Origin of the sequence: Rathayibacter sp. AY1D1 (assembly GCF_002932635.1) — a bacterium.
GTDB lineage: Bacteria > Actinomycetota > Actinomycetes > Actinomycetales > Microbacteriaceae > Rathayibacter.
In genome coordinates this window covers 198,598-218,806 of the sequence record NZ_PSVY01000003.1, presented here as the reverse complement: position 1 = coordinate 218,806, position 20,209 = coordinate 198,598, and the positions used below count along the sequence as shown (strand labels likewise).

Below are 20,209 nucleotides of genomic sequence, written 5' to 3'. Positions count from 1 at the left end.
ACCAATAGCAGCCGCCTGCCAACCCGGACCGCGAAGTGTTGCGGGATGTTCCGGGAGCGACTAGGGCCTTGACAGTCCTAGCCGGTCAGGACTCCTCGACGGCTCCGTAGTGCGAGGTCATGTAGTGGCGCAGCAGCGAGCGGCTCTCGTCGATGAAGCGCTGGTCGCCGTTGGGGTCGATGAGGAACGCCCGCGTGAGCAGCGCGTCCGCGACCTCGATGGTCACCTCGAGGCGGAAGGACAGCTGCGCGCCGCCCGGGAGGCCGTACTCGGACGCGAGGATCTCGGCGAAGCGGCGGGCGAAGAAGCCGGCCTCGAACGCCTCGCCCGCGACCTCGGGGGCGTGGATCGTGTCGACGAAGCGGATGGAGCGGAAGCCCGGCTCGTTGCGGTGCATCTCGCAGAAGGCGTCGATCGCGCAGTCGACCGCGCCCCACCAGTTGCCCGGGTGGGTGTCGCGGATCTCGGTGATGACGCGGCGGCGGAAGCGCTCGAGGGCCCGCTCGCGCAGCGCCTGGAGGACGGCGATGCGGTCCGGGAAGTAGCGGTAGACCGTGCCGATCGCGGCTCCCGCGCGCTCGGCGACCATCGCCGTGGTCAGGCGGTCGAAGCCGACCTCGTCGACGACGGCGGCCGCCGCGTCGAGCAGCGAGGCGAGACGGGCGGCGCTGCGCACCTGCACCGGCTCGTTGCGGACCTGGGACGATTCACCGAACGGTCGATCGACGAGGTTTCCAAGAGGCACGGCGGGCTCCTTCGGTCGTGGTTCCTACAATCGTACGCACGGCGACCGCCGGTCGGGGTCGTCTCATCGAAAGTCCCTCGTGTTTCGCGCCCCCGGAAGGGCGACGGCTCCGCGGGTCCGATACACCCGGGAGAAACCATGTGCGGACGCTTCGTCCTCTCGCAGACCACCGCCGACCTGGTGGCGCTCTTCGACATCGACGAGCCGGGCGCCGACCTTCCGGAGCCGTCCTGGAACATCGCGCCGACCCAGCGGATCGCCGTCGTCGCGGAGTCGATGAAGGGGGTCGAGGAGGGCAGCCCGCCGCGGCGCCGGCTCGCCGGAGCCCGCTGGGGCCTGGTGCCCCGCTCCGCCGCCGACCCGTCCGCGGGGCCGCCGCTGTTCAACGCGCGGATCGAGTCCGTCGCCGAGAAGCCGTCGTTCCGCGAGTCCTACGCCTCCCGGCGCGCGATCGTGCCCGCCTCGGGCTGGTACGAGTGGCGGGTCGGCGCGGACGGGGCGAAGGCACCCGTCTACGTCTCGCCGGGCGAGGGCTCGCTCCTCCTGTTCGCCGGTCTCTACGAGTGGTGGCGCTCGGCCCAGCCGGGCTCTCCGTGGCTGCTCTCGGCGACGGTCCTCACCCGCCCCTCCGCCGGGCCGCTCGCCGAGGTGCACGAGCGGATGCCCGTGCTGCTGCAGCCGGAGCTGATCGAGGACTGGCTGGACCCGGCGCCCCCCGGGGACGGCGAGCTGCTGCGCGCGGCCGCCGAGGGTGCGGCCGAGCTGGCCGAGGAGCTCGAGGTGCACGGCGTCGGTGCAGCCGTGGGCTCCGTCTCGGCGAACGGCCCCGAGCTGATCGAGCCCACCGGAGCCTGACGATCGCGTGAGAGCGCGATCCGCGGTCCGGCATCCGGTCTGACAGACTGGGCGGATGCCGCTGACGCCCGAGAGCAAGCCCCTGAGCGCAGGCAAGGCGGAGGTCATGCACCGCGCCGCCCGCCTCGAGGACCGACTCCACTCCTTCCGGATGAGGCGCGTGAAGCGCAAGGGCTACGTCCCTAGGGTCATCCCCTACACCGGCTACGGCTCGACGACGCAGCTGCGCGTCCTGGCCCGCGTCCTCTACACGCGGCCGACCCCTCCCGGGGTCGAGGAGGTCCGCCCCGTCGAGGGCGTGCGCGGCTGGCGGAGCTTCACCAGCGTCTTCGTGAGCGGGGCCGTCGTGACCGTCGAGGCCGACGGGCAGACCCACCGGGTGACGGCCGACCGCGGCGGAGTCGTCGACGCGGACCTCCCGATCACGCTCGAGCCCGGCTGGCACACCATCACCTTCTCGACCGCGGGCTCGAAGCCCGTCGAGGCGCCCGTCTTCATCGTGCGTCCGGAGGCGCGGCTGGGCGTCGTGTCGGACGTGGACGACACAGTGATGGTCACCGCGCTCCCCCGCCCCTTCGTCGCCGCCTGGAACACCTTCGTGCTCGACGAGCACGCCCGGATGCCCACGCCCGGCATGGCGGTCTTCCTCGACCGCTTCGCCCGGCAGTACGAGGGCTCCCCGGTCATCTACCTCTCCACCGGCGCGTGGAACGTCGCCCCGGCGCTCACCCGCTTCCTGTCGCGGCACCTGTACCCGGCCGGAGCGCTCCTCCTGACCGACTGGGGCCCGACGCACGACCGCTGGTTCCGCAGCGGCAAGCAGCACAAGGAGATGAACCTCCGCCGACTCGCGGCCGAGTTCCCGGACGTGCGCTGGCTGCTGGTCGGCGACGACGGGCAGCACGACGAGGAGATCTACTCCGACTTCGCGGACGAGCACCCCGACAAGGTCGCGGCGATCGCGATCCGCCAGCTCTCCACAGGCGAGGCGGTGCTCGCGGGAGGCCGCTCCAAGGGCGAGGACCGCTCTCTGACCAGCGGCACGACCTGGGTCTTCGCGCCCGACGGCGCCGGCATCTCCGAGCAGCTGACGGAGCTCGGCATCCTCTGATCCCGCACCGGCTCCGGGAACGACGGAGCCGTCCGCTCCCCGGGGGGAGGGACGGCTCCGGTCGATCGGCTCGGACTACGCCTGGTGGGCGGCCTGCAGGTCGAGGGTGATGGTGACCTTCTCGCCGATGAGCACGCCACCGGTCTCGAGGGCCGCGTTGTAGGTCAGACCGAAGTCGGTGCGGTCGATGGTGGCCTTGGCGGTGAGGCCGGCCTTGTAGTTGCCGTAGGGGTCGGTGCCGAAGCCGCCGAACTCCACCTCGAAGGTGACGGGCTTGGTGGTGCCCTTGATGGTGAGCTCGCCGTCGACGAGGAAGTCGTCGCCGTTCGGGCGGACGGCGGTCGAGACGAAGTGGATCTCCGGGTACTTCTCGGCCTCGAAGAAGTCGCCGGTGCGGAGGTGGCCGTCGCGGTTGGGCTCGTTGGTGTTGACGGAGGCGACCTCGGCGGTGGCCTCGACCTTGGAGTCGAGCGGGTTCTCGCCGGTGGTGAACGTGGCGGTGAAGCGCTCGAACTTGCCCTTGACCTTGCTGATCATCAGGTGGCGGACGCTGAACGCGACCTCGCTGTGGGTGGGGTCGATGACCCAGGTGCCGGCCTTGTAGCCGGGGATGGTGACGGTGTCGGTCATGGTTTCTCCTCGAGTGTGACGGTCGTCGCGGGGAGAGCGTCCCCGTCCGATGTATGCAAGCGCATCGACGTCGATCAGTATTCCATGTAGCGACAACTATTTCATCCACGTTCCGTCGAAGGATCGGCGGACACCGCGTGAACACGGGGCGCCGCACCCCGGACGGGGGTCGGTGCCGCTCCCCGGAGCGGTCGTCAGCGGTCGGCGGGAGCCGGGTTGCGGATGCCGAGGAGGGAGACGACGCCGCCGGCGACCAGGAGGGCGGAGGTCGCGACGGCGGCACGGGAGAAGCCCTCGACGTCGAGCGAGTCGCCGACCACGAGCGAGGTCGCGGCGATGGCGACCAGCCCCGCGATGCGCGAGACGGCGTTGTTCACGGCGGAGCCGACTCCGCTGTGCCCGTCCTCGACCGCGCCGAGGATCGTCGAGGTCAGCGGGGCGACCGTCACCGCGAGGCCGAAGCCGAAGAGGAGGATCCCCGGCAGCAGCTGCGTGGCGTAGTCGGCGCCCTCGTCGACGAAGGAGAGCAGGAGGAACCCGGCCGCGGCGATCAGCGGTCCGACGCCCATGAAGAGCCGCGGGCCGAATCGCGCCGACAGCGACCCGGAGACCTGCGAGAGCAGGAGCAGCAGGATCGTCGGCGGGAGCGTCGCGAGCCCGGCCAGGGTCGCCGAGAAGCCCAGGGTCTGCTGGAGGAACAGGCCCAGCGCGAAGAAGCCGAAGGAGAGCGCGCCGTAGACGAACGCCGTCGAGACGTTGCCGACGGTGAAGTTCCGCGACGCGAAGAGCGACAGCGGCAGCATCGGATGCGCCGCGCGCCGCTCCCACACGACGAACGCGACGAGGGCGGCGACTCCCCCGATCAGGGCGGTCAGCACGAGCGGATGCTGGATCCCGAGCCGCTCCTGCTCGATCAGCGCGAACACCGGCCCTCCCAGGCCGATCACCCCGAGCACCGCGCCGACGCCGTCGATCGGCACCCGGGTCCCCGAGTCGACCGCGCCGAGCCTGCGCAGCAGGACCAGCGTCACCGCGATCGGCAGCAGGTTGAGCGCGAAGACGTACCGCCACGAGCCCGCGTCCACCAGCAGGCCGCCGAGCACGGGGCCGGCGATCGTCGCCGTGCCGGTCCAGGCCGTCCACGCGCCGATCGTCCGGGCCTGCGCGGCGCCGTGGACGGTCGCGATGATGAGGGCGAGCGAGCTGGGCACGAGGATCGCGCCGGCGGCGCCCTGGAGCATCCGCGCCACGATGAGGACCTCGGCGGTGGGGGCCAGCGCGCACAGCAGCGAGGTGACGCCGAAGCCGATCAGGCCGATGGTCATGCTGCGGGCCCGGCCGATGCGGTCGGCGAGCGAGCCGGCCACGAGGATCAGCGCGCCGAGCGTGATCAGGTACCCGTCGACCACCCACTGCTGCACCGCGAGCCCGCCGCCGAGCTCGCGGGTGATGGCGGGCAGGGCGACGTTGACGACGGTGCCGTCGAGGAAGGCGACGAAGGAGGCGAGGACGGCCACCACGAGCACCGCGCGGCGGCGCGTCTCGGCGGGGTCGGCGGAGGCGGTCATGCTCGGGCTCTGGTCACCCGCTCACCGTACCGGCGGCCGCCGTTCCCGGGGCCGGGAGGGCGGGCATCCGGGCCCGCGAGCGCGGCCGCACGACGGATCCAGACTCGTCGCCTACTCTCGTAGCCATGTCTGCGCAAGGAACCGCCCGCGGCGGCGTGCTCGCCCGGGTCCTCGGGATCGTCGGAGCCAGCCTCGCCGGGGGCCTGCTGATCACGGTCGGGGTCACTCCCGCCCTCGCCGTCACCGGTCTCGCCGAGAACAACCCGATCGGGCTGTTCGAGACGGTGCCCGAGTACCTCGAGCTCGGCCAGCTGGCCCAGAAGACCGAGATCTACGCGAAGCGCACCGACGGCTCGGACGAGCTGCTCGCCTCCTTCTACGCGCAGAACCGCGAGGAGGTGGCCTTCGACCAGGTCAGCCAGTCCGTGAAGGACGCGGCGGTCTCGACCGAGGACCCGCGCTTCTACGACCACGGCGGCGTCGACCTGCAGGGCACGATCCGCGCGGTGCTCAGCAACATCGTCGGCGGGGACCTCCAGGGCGGATCCTCCATCACTCAGCAGTACGTCAAGAACGTCCTCGTGCAGAAGGCGGAGTCGCTGAGCGCGACCGACGAGGCGGCCTCCGAGGCCGCCTACGAGGAGGCGACCGCGACCACTCCGAGCCGCAAGCTCAAGGAGATGAAGCTCGCCGTCGACCTCGAGAAGAAGTACAGCAAGGACGACATCCTCCTCGGCTACCTCAACATCGCGGGCTTCGGCGGCCAGGTCTACGGCATCCAGGCGGCGGCCGAGTACTACTTCTCGACCAGCGCGGCCGACCTGAGCCTCGCGCAGGCCGCCAGCCTGATCGCCACGGTCAACAACCCCAACGGCCTCAGGATCGACCAGCCCGAGAACATCCCGGACAACAAGGTCCGCCGCGACTACGTCCTCGACCAGATGCTGCAGGAGGGGAAGATCTCGCAGGCCGACCACGACGCCGCCGTCGCCGAGGAGGTCGTCCCCGCGATCACGCAGACGCCCACCGGCTGCCAGACCGCCGGCAACGCGGCCTTCTTCTGCGACTACATCACCCGCGTCGTCCAGAACGACCCGGCGTTCGGCGACGACGCGGACACCCGCCTCGCGAACTTCCAGCGCGGCGGCTACAAGATCTACACGACGCTCGACCGCGACCTGCAGGACACCGCGGCCAACGCGACGAACAACGCCGTCCCCAAGGTCCCCACCCTCGACACCAACATCGGCAGCGCGACCGTCTCGATGGAGGTCGGCACCGGCCGGATCCTGGCGATGGTGCAGAACAAGGACTACGACGCGGCCGGCGCCGTCAACGGCGCGAACTTCTCCGCCGTCAACTTCAACACCGACACGGCCTACGGCGGCTCCGCCGGGTTCCAGGTCGGATCGACCTACAAGGTGTTCACGCTCGCGCAGTGGCTCGCGAGCGGACGCACCCTGAACGAGACGATCAACGGCCGCGAGCGCACCTTCTCGGGCTTCCCCGCCAGCTGCGCACCGGGCGGCGAGCTCGACACCTCCTACGAGGTCAACAACGACGACAGCGAGAACGGCAGCTACAGCGTGCTGACCGGCACGATGCAGTCGATCAACACCGTCTACGTCTCGATGGCGCAGCAGCTCGACCTCTGCGCGATCCGCGACCGCGCGGTCGGCTTCGGCGTGAAGGCGGCCGACGGCGGCGAGGTCGACTACAAGCCGTCCGCCGTCCTCGGCTCGGACACGCTCATCTCCCCCCTCTCGATGGTCACCGCCTTCGCCGGCTTCGCCAACAACGGCACCGCCTGCTCCGCGATCGCCATCGACTCGATCACCGACGCGACCGGCGCCGCCGTCCAGCCGCCGACCTCCACCTGCAACCAGGCCCTCAGCCCCGAGCTGACGGCGGTCGCGAACTACGCCCTGCAGCGCGTCGTCACCGGCGGCACGGCCGCCCAGTCCGACCCGGACGACGGCATCGAGCACATCGGCAAGACGGGCACCACCGACAACGCGGAGTCGACCTGGATGGACGGCGCGAGCTCGCGCGTCGCGACCGTGGTCTGGGTGGGCAACATCGACGGCCACACCTCGATGCGCGAGGTCCGCTTCCCGAACTCGGAGCTCGAGAGCCGCCCGTACGCCTCCAACATCCGCCACTACATCTGGAACTCGGTGATGACCCGCGCCGACCAGAAGTACGGCGGAGACGACTTCGAGGAGCCCAGCAGCGCCCTGCTGAACGGCCGCCAGATCGCCGTGCCGACCGTCTCCGGCCGCTCGGTCGACGACGCCACGGAGGCGCTGGAGGACCTCGGCTTCGACGTCGAGGAGGGGGCGACCATCGACTCGTCGCTCCCGGCCGGCGTGGTGGCGGGCACCGACCCGGCCGCGGGCACGACCGTCGCGCGCTACTCCGACATCGCCCTGCTGATCAGCAACGGGTCGCAGGTCCCGGCTCCCGCCACCCAGGCACCGGCTCCGGCTCCGACCGGCACGGGAGTCCCCGCGACAGAGGCTCCCCCGGCGACGCCCACGGCGACCCCGACAGCGACAGCCACGGCGACTCCGACGGCGGAGGTCGAGGAGTGAGCTTCGACGCGGACTTCCTCGGCGTCCCCGCGGCGGCGCCGCGCCTGAGGGTCGAGCGCCCGGTGCGGCTCCTGCCGTACACGCACTTCGAGGTGCTGCTGGATCCGGAGCGGCGCCTGGCCGTCTCGACGGCCGTGAACATCGACGGCGCGCGCCTGGTCGAGCTCGGCCGAGGCGACGACTGGCACCTCGACGACCGCATCCCCGCCTCCGAGCAGACCGGGCCGGAGGTGTACGCCCGCAACGACCTCGACCGCGGCCACCTGGTCCGCCGCCGCGACCCCGTCTGGGGCGAACGGGACGAGGCCGCCGCGGCCAACCGCGACAGCTTCTGCTACACGAACGCCGCGCCCCAGGCGAGCGGCTTCAACCAGTCGCAGGAGCTGTGGCTCGGGCTCGAGACGCTGGTGCTCGAGTACGCGCAGACCTGGCGCACGCGCCTGAGCGTCTTCACCGGGCCCGTGCTCGCGGACGACGACCCGGTCTACCGCGGTACGGGCATCCCCCGCCGCTTCTGGAAGATCGCGGGCTGGAGCCCGGACGGATCGACGCTCGCGACGAGCGCGTACCTGCTCGACCAGAGCGAGCTCGTGGAGCGCGTGCGCGAGGGCCTGGTGCCGCTCGGCGGCTTCAGGACGTTCCAGCTGCCGGTCGCCGCGATCGGCGAGCTGACAGGTCTCGACGTGGACCTCCTCGCCGGGGCCGACGTGCTCGGCTCGGCAGGACTCCGGCCGGAGCCGTGGCGCGAGATCGTCGAGCCGTCCGACGTGGCGAGCGGCCTCCTCCCCCGCTGAGGCTCCGCCGGGGGCAGGATGGGCGGATGAGCACCCCCGTCCTGGTCGAGATCACCTCCGGCGCCGTCGTCCTCCGCGACCCGGAGGGTCCGCTCGTCCGCGTCGACGAGGCGGGCTACCTCCGCGGCGACGGGGTCTTCGAGACCGTCGCGGTCCTCGACGGACGTCCCCGCGCGCTCGGCGAGCACCTCGCGCGGCTGGCCGGATCGGCCCGGGCCGTCGGGCTGACGATCCCGGAGGCGCCCCTCTGGTCCCGAGCGGTCGACCTCGCCGTGGCGGAGCACGACCGGGTCGACGACCTGACGGTCCGCTTCATCGCCGCCCACGGGTCGGGCGACTCCGCCCGGTGCACCGTGCGCGCGGCTCCGACTCCCGACTCGAGCGCGCTCCGGGAGAAGGGCGCGGCCGTCGTCGTGCTGGACCGCGGGTACGCGAGCGGTCCGCTCGCGCCGTGGCTGCTCCCCGGCGTCAAGACCACCTCGGGCGCCGTCACCCGGGCGGCGCTGCGCGAGGCGGCGTCCCGGGGCGCGGACGACGTGGTCTGGCGCACGAGCGACGGGCTTCTCCTCGAGGGGGCGACGTCGAGCCTGGTGCTCCTCGGCGACGGGGTGCTCGCGACGCCGCTCTCGAGCAGCGTGCTCGCCGGCACGACGGTCGAGCGGGTTCTCGCGCTGGGCGAGCGCCGCGGGCTCGCGTCGTCGCGCCGCGAGCTGCCGGTCACGGCGCTCACCGGTGCCGATGCGGCGTGGCTGGTGTCGAGCACCCGGCGGGCGATCCCCGTCCGCTCGGTCGACGGCGCACCGCTCGCGATCGACGCGAGCCTGACGGCGGCGTTCGAGGCGGGGCTGCTCGCCGGCTGACCGTGTCCGCGGCTCGGACTCCCTGCGCGTCAGGCCGCTGCGGCCAGCGCGCGGGAGGTGTGCGGGCCGACGCCGGCCTCCTCCGCGTCTCCGAGATCGGCGAGCGTGTCGACGTCCAGCCTCAGCGTCGACGAGCCGGGCAGCACGACGACGGCGCAGCCCGCGTCGCGGTGCCGGGCCAGCGAGCCCGGGCCGAACGCCGGAGCGACGAGGGCTCCGGCCGCCAGCAGGAGCGCCGTGGTGCCGCTCCCCTCGCGGTCCGGGACGACGGCCGGGAGCGACCGCGTCGCGAGCGCCTCGGAGAGGTCCGACGGCAGCAGGGCGGGCAGGTCCCCGGTCAGCACGATCACCGGGGCGCCCGGCCGGCGGTGGAGGGCGGCCTCGGCCCCCCCGGACACGGCGGCGTCGAGGGTCCCCGGGTCGGGCACCACCACCAGCTGCGGGTGCTCCGCCCGTGCGCGGTCGGCCGCACCGGCGTCGGAGGTGACCAGGAGAAGGCTCGCCACCGGCTCCGCGGCGGCCACGGCGGCGAGCGTGTCCAGGAGGAACGCCTCCGCCAGCGCCGCGCGGCCCGGCACGTCGAGGCGCGTCTTCGAGCCGCCGCGGCCCTTGAACACGACGACCGCGCTCCAGCCGGTCACGCGCGCTCCTCGCGCGAGGCTGCTCCGGCCGCGAAGCCCTCGGCGAAGGCCTCGTCGGCGCCGAGGCGGAACATGTCGTCGGGGCCCGTGCGGGTCAGCGTGCGGGCACCCGGGCTCTCGACCCTCGTCACCAGGCGGGCGAGCCCGCGGACGACGGCGACGGGGCGTCCGCTCGCCTTGCCCTTCACCAGGTCGCCGAGCGCGGCGATCTCGTCCGCGACGGCCGGCATGGTCACTCCCAGCGTGCGCCCCAGGGCGTCGACTCCGCCGCGGAGGTCGTCGATCACGAGGACGCCGGAGGCCCCGATGGCCGCGTCGGTCTGCCCGACCCGCCACGCGCGGCCCAGGGTGTCGCTGACGAGCACGCCCACCTCCACGCCGAGCCGCTCCCGGAGGCCCGCGCAGAGGGCCCGCGCCGAGGCGTCCGGGTCGAGGGGGAGGAGGAGGACCGTCCCCTCCGCGACGTTGCTGGCGTCGACTCCGGCCGCCGCCTGGACGATCCCGAGGCGGTTCTCGACGATGCGGGTGACGCCGGAGCCGTGCGCCCGGGTGGCGACGACGCGGACGGTCTCGGCCGTGATCGCGTCCTCGCGGTCGGTCGCGGCGACGACGCGCCCCTCCGCCTTCGAGACGATCTTGCTCGTGACCACGAGGATGTCGCCGTCCGCGGGCCGGTCCTCCTCGGCGGCGGCGGCGACGGCCTCGAGGATCAGCTCGAGCAGGTCGTCACCGGGAGTCACCTCCGGGATGCCGTCGAGGGCCCAGGCCTGCACGCGCGTCTCGCTCACCGGTCCATTCTCCCGGCTGCCGCGGGCGCACGGGTCCACGGCCCGAGATCACCCGAGTGGACGATCGGCGGCGCCTCAGCCGGCGGCGAGGTACGCGGCGACCGCGGGCGGCACGTAGGGGGCGACGTCGCCGCCGAGGGAGGAGACCTGCCGCACCAGCGAGCTCGACACATGGGCGTGCGCGGGATCGGGCAGCAGGAACACCGTCTCGACGTGCGCGAGGTTGCGGTTCACGATCGCCATGGGGGTCTCGTAAGCCACATCGACCTGCGAGCGGATGCCCTTCACCAGGATGCTCGCGCCGACGTCGGTGCAGTAGTCGACGAGCAGGCCCATGCTCCACGAGGCGACGACGATCCGTCCCTCGACGCCCGCCTCCGCGATCGACTGCTCGATGAGCGAGACGCGCTGGGCGATCGGCAGCAGCGCGGTCTTGGCGGGGTTGTGCACCACCACGACGTGCAGCTCGTCGACCAGGCGCGCGGCCCGCTCGATCACGTCGAGATGACCGAGGGTCACGGGGTCGAAGGAGCCGGGGACGACGGCGATGCGGGCCATGCCGACAGAGTAGCGGGCGGGCACCGCCTAGCTCTTGGCGAGGAACTCCCGGTCGCGGTCCTGCACGCGGCGCTCGAGCGCAGCACGGAGCCGGTCGTGCGCGGCGAGCGACGGATCCTCCGCGAGGAGCCGTTCGGCCAGCGCCCGCGCCTCCACGATCACGTCGGCGTCCTGCACCACCCGCAGCAGGCGGAGCGACGAGCGCCCGCCGGACTGCGAGTCGCCCAGCACGTCGCCCTCGCGGCGCAGCTCGAGGTCGACCTCGGCGAGCGCGAAGCCGTCGAGCGTCGCGGCGACCGCCTCCACCCGCTCGCGCGCGACCGTCCCCGCCTCCGCCGCCGTCACGAACAGGCACACCCCCGCGACGCCGCCGCGCCCGATGCGCCCGCGGAGCTGGTGCAGCTGCGACACTCCGAACCGCTCCGCGTCGAGCACGACCATCATCGAGGCGTTCGGCACGTCCACGCCGACCTCGATGACCGTCGTCGACACCAGGACGTCGATCTCCCCCGCGGCGAAGGAGCGCATCACGGCGTCCTTCTCCTCCGTCGTCATCCGCCCGTGCAGCGCGGCCGACCGGCGCTTCCCGAGCAGCGGATGCGCGCGCACGCCCTCCAGCGTCGCCGCGACGGTCGTGAGCGGCGCGGCGGCGTCCTCCTCGGGCGGCTGCGCGCCCTCGGCGGGCTCCCCCGGCTCGATCGCCGGGCAGACGAGGTAGACCTGGTGGCCCGAGCGGATCTCCTCCTCGGCGCGCTCCCAGGCCCGCGCGATCCACGCGGGGTGGTCGGCGAGCGGGACCACGTGGCTCGTGATGCCGGGGCGACCGGCGGGCAGCTCGCGGATGGTCGAGGTGTCGAGATCGCCGAAGACCGTCATGGCGACGGTCCGCGGGATGGGCGTGGCGGTCAGCACCAGCACGTGCGGCGGGGTGGCGCCCTTCCGGCGCAGAGCGTCCCGCTGGTCCACGCCGAAGCGGTGCTGCTCGTCGATCACGACGAGGCCCAGGTCGTAGAAGGAGACCGCGTCGCCGAGGAGGGCGTGCGTGCCGACGACGATCTTCGCCGTGCCCGACACGATCCGGAGGAGGGCCGCACGGCGCTGCGCCGCCCCCAGCCCGCCGGTGAGGAGGGTCGGCACCAGCTCGGCCGCGAGCTCCGGGCCGAGGGTCCTCGCGATCGAGCGGAGGTGCTGCCCCGCGAGCACCTCGGTGGGAGCGAGCAGAGCCGCCTGACCGCCGCTCTCGGCCGTGGCGAGCATCGCCCGGAGCGCGACGAGGGTCTTGCCGGAGCCGACCTCGCCCTGCACCAGCCGGGTCATCGGGCTCTCGGCAGCCAGATCGGCGGCGATCTCGTGCCCCACCGCGGTCTGGTCGCCGGTGAGGGCGAAGGGCAGCGCGGCGTCGAAGCGCTCGAGCAGCCCGCCGGGGCCGGGCACGCGGGCGGTCGCGGGGCTGCTGCGCGCCGAGGCCCGGCGCTCGAGCAGGGCGAGCTGCAGGAGGAACGCCTCGTGGAAGCGCAGCGTCTCGCGCGCCTGCGCCTCCTCGCCCTCCCGCTGCGGGCGGTGGATCAGCTCCAGCGCCTCGCCGAGGCCCAGCAGCGAGCGGCCGGCGCGCACCTGCTCGGGCATCGGGTCGGGCACGTCGCGCAAGCCGTCCAGCAGCACGCCGATCGCGGCCTGGAGCTGCCAGCTCGAGATCGCGCTGGTCGCCGGGTAGATCGGGATCGGCCGCTCGGCCCAGTCCTTCGCGAGCTCACCGCCTCCCGTCTCCGTCGCGGCGGCCTCCTCGTCGTCGAACAAGCGGTAGTCGGGATGCGTGAGCTGCGGGGTGTCGCGGAACATCGAGACCGTACCCGCGAAGATTCCGCGCACGCCGCGGTGGAGCTTCGCCGCGCGCCAGGGCTGTCCGAAGAACGTCAGCGAGAGCGTGCCTGAGCCGTCCGAGATGACGACCTCGAGCAGGGTGCCGCGCCGGTTGCGCATCGGCCGCTCGCGCACCTCGCGCACCTCCGCCACGATCGTCACGCTCTCTCCCACGGGGAGACGCGAGAGCGCCGTCAGCTCGCCCCGCTTCGCGTAGCGGCGCGGGTAGTGGCCCAGGAGCTCGCCGACCGTGCGGTACCCGAAGGCCTTCTCGACCGCGCTCGCCGTGCGCGGCCCGATCAGCGGCGCGAGCGAGGCGTCGAGGGGGTCCGGGATCACCTAGCGATCATAGGTCGGACCTCGGACGCGCGAGCCGGGCGACCGGGTCCAGCGCCGAGCGGGGCACGACCGACGCGAGCACCCGACGACCGGCACTCGCGGAGCCGCGGAGCGCGGCGGCCACGGCGGTCGCGTCGTCCCACGCCTCCGACTCGCTCGCGGACGGCGAGTAGCGCCGGCGCTCGACGCGCTCCCGGAGCCCCTGCAGACGTGCCGCCGCTCCGGGGTCGAGGGCGGGAGCCATGCGGGCCTCCTGCGCGCGCGGAGACTCCGTGTCCTCCACGGGGACGCCCAGGTCGCGGGCGGTCGCCAGCAGCTCGGCCCACGCGGCCTCGACGGAGCCGGAGCGCGCGGACCGGCGCCGCAGCGCGCGCTGGACGGCGCGCATCAGCCAGGGGACGAGCACGAGCAGCAGGAGCAGCACCCAGAGCGTGGCCGCGGGAGCCGCTGTGGTGCTCGAGGCGCCGACGGCACCGGGGGTCGGCGTCGCCGACGCGGCCGTCGGAGTGGGTGTCGCGGCGGGAGCGCTGGTCGCACCGGGCGCGGTGGTCGCGGTCGAGCCCGGGGCGGTGGGGCCCGAGGACGCCGTCGCGCTCGGCAGGGTGTACGAGGCCGGAGCGCCGCGGCTGGGCGTCGGCTCGAAGGGCAGCCAGCCGACCCCCTCGAAGTACAGCTCGGGCCAGGCGTGCAGGTCGGAGGAGAGGACGCGGTAGGTGGTCAGGTCGCTGCCGCCGGAGGGCACGACGGAGCCGGGCTGGTAGCCGATGGCGAGCCGCGACGGGATCCCGAGCTCGCGCGCCATCACCGCCATCGCCGAGGCGAAGTGGACGCAGTAGCCCTCCTTCGTCGTCAGGAACGCCGAGAGCACGCCGACTCCGTCGCCGTCGTAGCCCTCCTCCGCGGGGGTGTCCTCGGAGTAGCGGAACTCGGACGAGCGGAAGTACGTCTGCAGCGCGCGCGCCCGGTCGTAGGCGGTCGGAGCCTCCGCCGTGACCTCCTCGGCGGTGGTGCGGACGATCTCGGGCACGTCGTCGGGGAGCGAGAGGTACCGGTCGACGCCGGACGGCGCGGGCGCGGCGAGCAGCTGCTGCGGGTCGGGCTCGAGCCGCAGCGCCTGCACCTGGTAGTCGTCTCCGGAGCGGGTCGTCGCGTCGCCGCGGATCGAGCCGTCCTGCACGTCCTGGAGCCAGCCGTCGCCGACGCCCGTCAGCGACGAGACCGGATACGGCACGGGGAGCCACTGGCTCCGCAGCGTCTCCACCGAGACGTCGACCTCCTCCGCCTCGCGCGGCACGCTCTCGGAGAGCCCCTCGGGCGCGATCGGCGCCTCGATCGGAGCGGTCTGCTCCGTCTCGCTCGGCGCCCAGTCGTCACCGTCGAAGTCCGAGACGGTCAGCACGCGGAGGTAGACGGGCAGGTCGGAGTCGGTGGCGTAGCGCAGCACGGTCACGGGGTTCGGGCGGCGCAGGTCCGCGCCGAGAGCGACCACCGGGTCGATCGCGCCGTTGAAGAGGCTGCCGGAGACGCCCGAGGGGGCGGTGGTGCGCGCGTAGCCTGCCGCCGACCCGGCGACGACTCCCGCGCCCAGGACGACGGCGGTCACGGCCGCGAAGGCGGGCAGCACGGCCGCGGCCGCGCTCGGGCCGCTCGGGCGGCGAGGGGCGGCCGTGGCGGCGAGCACGCCCGCGTAGGCGAGCGCAGTGACGACGAGGCTCGCCCAGGACACCTCGGAGGGGTCCACGATCGCCGGCACCGCGAGCAGCGCCGCAGGGAACAGACCGGCCAGGGCGGGGAGGCGGACGGAGAAGGCGAACAGGTCGGCCGCCCAGGCGAGCACGACCACCCCGCCGATCAGGAGGAACGAGATGCCGTCGTCGGCGATGGCCGGGAGCCCCTGCTGGGCGATGGACTGGAAGCCGCCCTGCGCGAGCGCCTCCGCCTGCGCGACGGCGCCGGGCGTGGGGATCACGAACAGCAGGGCCCGACCGGGCACGAACATCGCGGTCAGCACGCCGACCATCGTCAGCGTGCCGAGGATCGGCGGGACGACGGGGTGCACGCGCAGAGCCCGGGCGGCGGCCGGGACGCCGAGCACCACGGCGACCGCGCTCGCGAGGAGCACCAGCCAGTCGACGCCGACGAGGAGCCGCCCGATCCCGGCGGCGGCGGCCGTGATCGCGAGGAAGAGCAGACCGCTCAGAGGAGCCGACCCGGCGCGCGGATCGCTCTCGACGCGGCGGCTCACGCCACCACCCGCAGAGCGAGAGCCTGCGCCCACGCCTCCTCGACGGAGGCACTCGGGTCGACGGACACCGCGTACCAGCCGAGCGAGGCGAGAGCCGCCTCCTCCTCAGCGGTGCCGGCGACGACGAAGGCGATCGCGGGGCGCGACTGCGCGGCCAGGGAGCCGAGGGCGTCGAGGTCCGACTCGAGGAGTCGGGTGAGGACGGCGAAGACCGGTCGCACTCCCCCGGTGTCGCGCATGTCGGCCGAGATCCGGGTCACCGCGTCGACCGACTCGCGGGAGGGCGCCAGCTCGGCCAGGCGCAGCAGCACGTCGTGCGCCACCTCGCGCTCGTCCTCCGAGTGCTCCGGCTCGCCGTCCGCACCCGTCTCGACGAGGTGGGTCTCGAAGCCGCGGTCGAGCAGGTGCACGGCGAGGGAGGCCGTCATCGACACCGCCCACTCGAGCCGGTCGTCGCCGCGCCGCTCGAGCACGCGCTCGGCCCGGGTCTCGAGGAGGATCCACGCGTGCGGATCGGTGTTCTGCTCGTCCTGGCGGACCATGAGCTCACCGGAGCGGGCGCTCGCCCGCCAGTGCACCCGGCGCATGGCGTCCCCCGGGCGGTAGTCGCGCGGGATCACGTCGTCCGTGCCGGCGCCGGCCGTCGCGTGCGCGACCGGGCTCGATCCGCCTGCTCCGTGCGCGTCCAGGACGTCGCTCTGGAGCGGCACGACCCGCGGAGTCACGACGAACGGCTGCGCAGCCCCCACGACGCTCTCGCGGAGCGCGAGCCCGAGGCCGTCGCCGCGCACCAGGCGCAGCGGGCCGATGCGGTGGATCCCGCGCCGCTCGGCGGGCAGACGGTAGCGGGCGCGCACGCGGCCGCCCGACGGGACGCCCGGCAGCCCGAAGACGCCCTCGGCGACCGGCCGGCCGACGACGACCCCGCGCTCCACGCGCTCGAGCCGGTCGTGGGCGCGCGCCCCGCTGCGGACGGCGCGGCCGCGGTTCTCGAGCAGCACGTCGACCTCCACCACGTCGCCGGCCGCGACGGTCTGGGGAGCGAAGCGGCGCTGCACTCGGAACGACGCCGGCGCCAGGAGCAGGGAGACGAGCGCGCCCAGGGGCAGGCCCAGCAGCACCAGGCCGACGAACAGCAGCTCGCGGAACTCTGTCAGCGGCGCGATCACCACTCCCGCGACGCCCAGCAGAACGAGCGCCCAGCCGCGCAGCGTCAGCGCGACCCCGCGGAGCGCGGGCAGACCGCCGAGACGGGACGACGGCGTCTCGGCGGCGCGGGCCTCAGTCGCCACGGTTGCCGAAGGGGACGGGGGTGGCCGCGACGATGCGCTGCACGATCTCGGTGACCGAGTGCGAGGATCCGGCGCCGGAGCGGCCGGGGAGGCGCGTGGCGGGCAGGAGGCGGTGGCCGAGCACGGGGACGGCGAGCGCGTCGACGTCGTCCGGCACCACGAAGTCGCGGTCGCTGAGGGCGGCGAGAGCCTTCGCGGCGGCGATCAGCTGGAGCGTGGCGCGCGGGCTCCCCCCGAGCCGCAGCTCGGGGTCGACCCGCGTGGCCTGCATGATCGCCACCACGTACTCCTGCACGGGTGGTGCGACGTACACGGAGCGCACGTAGGCCATCATCCGCTCGAGCTCGGCGAGGCCCACGACGGGCCGCAGCTCCTCGAGCGGGCTGGCCGAGTCGCGGGTGCGGATCATCTCGAGCTCGGCGCGCTCATCGGGGTAGCCGAGCGAGAGGCGGGCCATGAAGCGGTCGCGCTGGGCCTCGGGCAGCGAGTAGGTGCCCTCCATCTCGACCGGGTTCTGCGTCGCGATCACGGCGAAGGGGCGCGGGAGGAGGTGGGTGGTGCCGTCGACCGAGACCTGGCGCTCCTCCATGCACTCCAGCAGCGCCGACTGCGTCTTGGGCGAGGCCCGGTTGATCTCGTCGCCGATCAGGATGTTCGCGAAGACCGGGCCCGGCTTGAACTCGAAGTCGCGGGTCGCCTGGTTGTAGACCGAGACCCCCGTGACGTCGGAGGGGAGCAGGTCGGGCGTGAACTGGATGCGCGCGACGCTGCCGCCGACCGAGGCCGCCAGCGACTTCGCCAGGACCGTCTTGCCGGTGCCGGGGACGTCCTCCATCAGGAGGTGCCCACCGGCGAGGAACACCGTCAGCGCCATCGAGACCTCGGCCGACTTGCCGTCGATCACGCGGGTGAGGTTCCCGAGGACGGCGCCGCAGTGCGCCGTGAACTCCTCGCGGGTCAGGGGCGTCTCGGGAGCCGCTCGGCGGCCGACAGCGGAGCGGGTGTCTTCGAGCGACGTCATAGCTAGGGATTCTCGCAGTCCTGACGGGAAAAGGGTCCAGGTTCCGAGAGTTCGCAGTGTGCCGCCAGGCGGGAGCGCGCGGCGGCCGCCGGACGCCGTGGGCAGGGTGCCGCCCTATGCTCGATCCGGTGACCAGGATCATCGCCGGATTCGCCGGCTCGCTCACCCTCCGGGTCCCGCGCGCGGGCACCCGCCCCACCAGCGACCGCGTGCGCGAGGCCGTCTTCTCGGCCCTCGAGGCCCGGGACGCCCTCGACGGCGCGACGGTGGTCGACCTCTACGCGGGCTCCGGCGCCCTCGGGCTCGAGTCGGCCAGCCGCGGAGCGAGCGCGGTCGTCCTGGTCGAGCGCGACCCGAAGGCCGCCCGGACCGCGGGCGAGAACGCACGGGCGATCGTGACCGCGGCTGCCAAGAACAAGCGGCCCGCCCCGCGGATCGAGGTGGTGACCGGCTCGGTCCGCTCCTTCCTCGACGGGTCCCCGGCCCTCAACACGGACACGGTGTTCCTCGACCCGCCCTACGACCTCGGCGAGGACGACCTCGCCGCCGATCTCGCCGGCGTGCTGCCGCTGCTGCGCGAGGACGCGGTGGTCGTCGTGGAGCGGAGCTCCCGCAGCCCGGAGCCGCGCTGGCCCGCGGGTCTGGAGCGGGAGCGGAGGAAGGACTACGGCGAGACCACGATCTGGTGGGCTTCACCGGCGTCGCCCGTCTCGCCCGCTTCCTCCGCGGCCGGCTGACCGGCCTCAGCCCGCCGCGCCGTCCCAGCCGAGGTACGGGTCCCAGCCCCCGCGCCCCTCGAGCGCGACCCCGCCCAGGCGCACCTCCGGGTCCCCCTCGCGGACGACCCCGAGCGGGACGAAGCCCTCCGGCAGCGCCGCGGCGGGCGGGAAGCACGCGAGCATCGCGTGGTCCTCGCCGCCTCCCAGCACCAACGCCCTCGCCAGGTCGAGGTCCACGCCCTCCACGCCCGTGAGCCCGCGCGCGTGCACGTCGACCGCCGCGGCATCGAGGTCGATCGCCACTCCGCTCGCACGCGCCATCCGACGGGCGTCGAGCACCACGCCGTCCGAGACGTCCATCATCGCGGTGGCGGTCCCGCCCGCGGCCTCGCCCGCGGAGATCGGCGCGGTCGGGCGCAGCTGCGCCTCGAGGAGGGACGGATGCCGCTCGCGGAGCCGGGCGGCGAGGTCGGCCGACGGCTCCCCGTCCCGCCGCGCCTGCTCGAACAGCAGGCGCAGCCCGAGCCCCGCTCGTCCCAGCGGACCGGCCACGGCGAGCACGTCCCCCGGCCTCGCACCGCTGCGGAGCACCGCCGGTCGTCCGTCGAGCGAGCCGAACGCCGTGATCGAGAGCGTCAGCGTCGCGGAGGCGGACAGGTCTCCCCCGACGACTCCGCATCCCGGCGCCATCGCGGCGCAGCCGGCGGCGAGGCCGCCCGCGATCCCCTCCAGCACGTCGACGCCCAGCGACTGGGGTGCCGCGAGCGCGACGACGAGCCCGGTGGGACGGGCCCCCATCGCCGCGACGTCGGCGAGGTTCGAGGCCGCCGCCTTCCAGCCCAGGTCCGCCGGGCGCGACCAGGCCAGCCGGAAGTCGGGGCCGTGCACCATCATGTCCGTGGTCACCACGAAGCGGCCGTCGGGAGCGCGCAGCACCGCGCAGTCGTCGCCGGGTCCGACCAGGGTCTCCGCGCCCGGGCCGCCGAGCCGGGCCAGCACCCTCGCGAGCACCTCGCCCTCGCTGAGCTCGGCCAGGGTGGGACTCCGATCCTCTGCCATGGTTCACACGCTAGCGTTGACGGCGATGTCCCCCCGCCGACTCCGCTCCCCCCTTCTCGCCGCCGCCGCCGTCCTGCTGCTCTCGGGCTGCTCGGCCAGCGTCGCCCTCGAGCCCGCCGCCGATGCGACGAGCACCGGCTGCGCGGAGGTCTCGGTGCGCCTGCCCGACGTGGTCGCGGAGCAGCCCGAGCGCGAGACGAACGCTCAGGGCACCGCCGCCTGGGGCACCCCGGCCGCCGTCATCCTCCACTGCGGAGTCGAGGTGCCCGGCCCGACGACGGACCTCTGCGTGAACGTCAGCGGAGTCGACTGGATCATCGACGAGACGCAGAAGGACGAGGACATTTACACGCTGACCACCTACGGTCGCGATCCCGCGGTGGAGATCACCGTCGACCAGAGCCGCGCGTCCGGATCCTCCGCCGCGCTCGACCTGGCGAACGCCGTCTCCTACGTCCCGCAGACGCGCGAGTGCACCGACGTCTCGGACGCCGACACCCTCGATCCGACGGACACGCCCACCGGCTGAG

General features: G+C 73.8%; 18 protein-coding genes. 7 read left to right on the top strand and 11 right to left on the bottom strand.

What is annotated here, in order from left to right:
• Positions 1-85: 85 nt before the first annotated feature.
• The gene (locus C5C56_RS03965) at positions 86-745 is read right to left on the bottom strand and encodes a TetR/AcrR family transcriptional regulator (protein ID WP_104223107.1); all 660 of its coding nucleotides are present in this window, start codon (positions 743-745) and stop codon (positions 86-88) included.
• Between the two features lie 138 nt (positions 746-883).
• Between C5C56_RS03965 and C5C56_RS03960 the strand changes: the two genes are divergently transcribed.
• Both C5C56_RS03960 and C5C56_RS03955 read left to right on the top strand, forming a co-directional pair.
• Positions 884-1,600: an SOS response-associated peptidase gene (locus C5C56_RS03960; RefSeq protein WP_104255134.1), complete on the top strand. Its 717-nt coding sequence runs from the start codon at positions 884-886 to the stop codon at positions 1,598-1,600.
• Positions 1,601-1,655: 55 nt separating this feature from the next.
• Positions 1,656-2,711 carry an App1 family protein gene (locus C5C56_RS03955; RefSeq protein ID WP_258065563.1) on the top strand — a complete coding sequence of 352 codons (1,056 nt, stop codon included), beginning with the start codon at positions 1,656-1,658 and terminating at the stop codon, positions 2,709-2,711.
• 75 nt (positions 2,712-2,786) lie between these two features.
• Here the strand turns inward: C5C56_RS03955 and C5C56_RS03950 are convergent, their stop codons facing one another.
• Positions 2,787-3,341 (bottom strand): YceI family protein, encoded by a 555-nt coding sequence (locus tag C5C56_RS03950; protein WP_104223105.1) that lies wholly within the window; start codon positions 3,339-3,341, stop codon positions 2,787-2,789.
• A 194-nt stretch (positions 3,342-3,535) separates the two neighbouring features.
• The gene (locus tag C5C56_RS03945; protein WP_104225629.1) at positions 3,536-4,909 is read right to left on the bottom strand and encodes a DHA2 family efflux MFS transporter permease subunit; all 1,374 of its coding nucleotides are present in this window, start codon (positions 4,907-4,909) and stop codon (positions 3,536-3,538) included.
• 125 nt (positions 4,910-5,034) lie between these two features.
• On the opposite strand from C5C56_RS03945, the gene C5C56_RS03940 reads away from it, so the two are divergent.
• Genes C5C56_RS03940 through C5C56_RS03930 form a run of 3 tightly spaced genes read left to right on the top strand, consistent with a single transcriptional unit; the run spans position 5,035 to position 9,157 of the window.
• The gene (locus C5C56_RS03940) at positions 5,035-7,503 is read left to right on the top strand and encodes a transglycosylase domain-containing protein (RefSeq protein ID WP_104319136.1); all 2,469 of its coding nucleotides are present in this window, start codon (positions 5,035-5,037) and stop codon (positions 7,501-7,503) included.
• Positions 7,500-8,297, top strand: coding sequence for a DNA/RNA non-specific endonuclease (locus C5C56_RS03935; RefSeq protein WP_258063152.1), 798 nt, complete (start codon positions 7,500-7,502; stop codon positions 8,295-8,297). Before C5C56_RS03940 ends, C5C56_RS03935 begins: the two co-directional genes overlap by 4 nt.
• Before the next feature lie 26 nt (positions 8,298-8,323).
• Complete coding sequence (locus tag C5C56_RS03930) at positions 8,324-9,157, top strand: aminotransferase class IV (RefSeq protein ID WP_104319135.1); 834 nt, start codon at positions 8,324-8,326, stop codon at positions 9,155-9,157.
• A 29-nt stretch (positions 9,158-9,186) separates the two neighbouring features.
• Here the strand turns inward: C5C56_RS03930 and cofC are convergent, their stop codons facing one another.
• From cofC to C5C56_RS03895, 7 genes are all read right to left on the bottom strand, one after another.
• Positions 9,187-9,798: a 2-phospho-L-lactate guanylyltransferase gene (gene cofC, locus C5C56_RS03925; protein ID WP_104225626.1), complete on the bottom strand. Its 612-nt coding sequence runs from the start codon at positions 9,796-9,798 to the stop codon at positions 9,187-9,189.
• The gene (cofE, locus tag C5C56_RS03920) at positions 9,795-10,586 is read right to left on the bottom strand and encodes a coenzyme F420-0:L-glutamate ligase (RefSeq protein ID WP_258065562.1); all 792 of its coding nucleotides are present in this window, start codon (positions 10,584-10,586) and stop codon (positions 9,795-9,797) included. Before cofE ends, cofC begins: the two co-directional genes overlap by 4 nt.
• 75 nt (positions 10,587-10,661) lie before the next feature.
• Positions 10,662-11,144 (bottom strand): pantetheine-phosphate adenylyltransferase, encoded by a 483-nt coding sequence (gene coaD / locus C5C56_RS03915; RefSeq protein WP_104223138.1) that lies wholly within the window; start codon positions 11,142-11,144, stop codon positions 10,662-10,664.
• Between the two features lie 27 nt (positions 11,145-11,171).
• Positions 11,172-13,343 (bottom strand): ATP-dependent DNA helicase RecG, encoded by a 2,172-nt coding sequence (locus C5C56_RS03910; protein WP_374952905.1) that lies wholly within the window; start codon positions 13,341-13,343, stop codon positions 11,172-11,174.
• Between the two features lie 7 nt (positions 13,344-13,350).
• Positions 13,351-15,588 (bottom strand): DUF3488 and transglutaminase-like domain-containing protein, encoded by a 2,238-nt coding sequence (locus tag C5C56_RS03905; protein ID WP_104319134.1) that lies wholly within the window; start codon positions 15,586-15,588, stop codon positions 13,351-13,353.
• A complete protein-coding gene (locus C5C56_RS03900; RefSeq protein WP_104223099.1) occupies positions 15,585-16,880 on the bottom strand; it encodes a DUF58 domain-containing protein in 1,296 nt (431 codons plus the stop codon). Before C5C56_RS03900 ends, C5C56_RS03905 begins: the two co-directional genes overlap by 4 nt.
• The gene (locus C5C56_RS03895) at positions 16,870-17,901 is read right to left on the bottom strand and encodes a MoxR family ATPase (RefSeq protein WP_104225624.1); all 1,032 of its coding nucleotides are present in this window, start codon (positions 17,899-17,901) and stop codon (positions 16,870-16,872) included. Before C5C56_RS03895 ends, C5C56_RS03900 begins: the two co-directional genes overlap by 11 nt.
• 128 nt (positions 17,902-18,029) lie before the next feature.
• On the opposite strand from C5C56_RS03895, the gene C5C56_RS03890 reads away from it, so the two are divergent.
• Complete coding sequence (locus C5C56_RS03890; RefSeq protein WP_104223136.1) at positions 18,030-18,638, top strand: RsmD family RNA methyltransferase; 609 nt, start codon at positions 18,030-18,032, stop codon at positions 18,636-18,638.
• Positions 18,639-18,644: 6 nt separating this feature from the next.
• On the opposite strand, the gene thiL is transcribed toward C5C56_RS03890, so the two are convergent.
• Entirely contained in the window at positions 18,645-19,679 is a 1,035-nt protein-coding gene (gene thiL, locus C5C56_RS03885; RefSeq protein ID WP_104319133.1) for a thiamine-phosphate kinase, read from the bottom strand.
• A gap of 25 nt (positions 19,680-19,704) precedes the next feature.
• On the opposite strand from thiL, the gene C5C56_RS03880 reads away from it, so the two are divergent.
• Positions 19,705-20,208 carry a DUF3515 family protein gene (locus C5C56_RS03880; protein WP_104223096.1) on the top strand — a complete coding sequence of 168 codons (504 nt, stop codon included), beginning with the start codon at positions 19,705-19,707 and terminating at the stop codon, positions 20,206-20,208.
• The last annotated feature ends 1 nt before the right edge of the window (position 20,209 follow it).

Coding starts and splice junctions, on each gene's coding strand:
- C5C56_RS03960 (WP_104255134.1), top strand. CDS start 884: ATGTGCGGACGCTTCGTCCTCTCGCAGACCACCGCCGACCTGGTGGCG.
- C5C56_RS03955 (WP_258065563.1), top strand. CDS start 1,656: ATGCCGCTGACGCCCGAGAGCAAGCCCCTGAGCGCAGGCAAGGCGGAG.
- C5C56_RS03950 (WP_104223105.1), bottom strand. CDS start 3,341: ATGACCGACACCGTCACCATCCCCGGCTACAAGGCCGGCACCTGGGTC.
- C5C56_RS03945 (WP_104225629.1), bottom strand. CDS start 4,909: ATGACCGCCTCCGCCGACCCCGCCGAGACGCGCCGCCGCGCGGTGCTC.
- C5C56_RS03940 (WP_104319136.1), top strand. CDS start 5,035: ATGTCTGCGCAAGGAACCGCCCGCGGCGGCGTGCTCGCCCGGGTCCTC.
- C5C56_RS03930 (WP_104319135.1), top strand. CDS start 8,324: ATGAGCACCCCCGTCCTGGTCGAGATCACCTCCGGCGCCGTCGTCCTC.
- coaD (WP_104223138.1), bottom strand. CDS start 11,144: ATGGCCCGCATCGCCGTCGTCCCCGGCTCCTTCGACCCCGTGACCCTC.
- C5C56_RS03895 (WP_104225624.1), bottom strand. CDS start 17,901: ATGACGTCGCTCGAAGACACCCGCTCCGCTGTCGGCCGCCGAGCGGCT.
- thiL (WP_104319133.1), bottom strand. CDS start 19,679: ATGGCAGAGGATCGGAGTCCCACCCTGGCCGAGCTCAGCGAGGGCGAG.
- C5C56_RS03880 (WP_104223096.1), top strand. CDS start 19,705: ATGTCCCCCCGCCGACTCCGCTCCCCCCTTCTCGCCGCCGCCGCCGTC.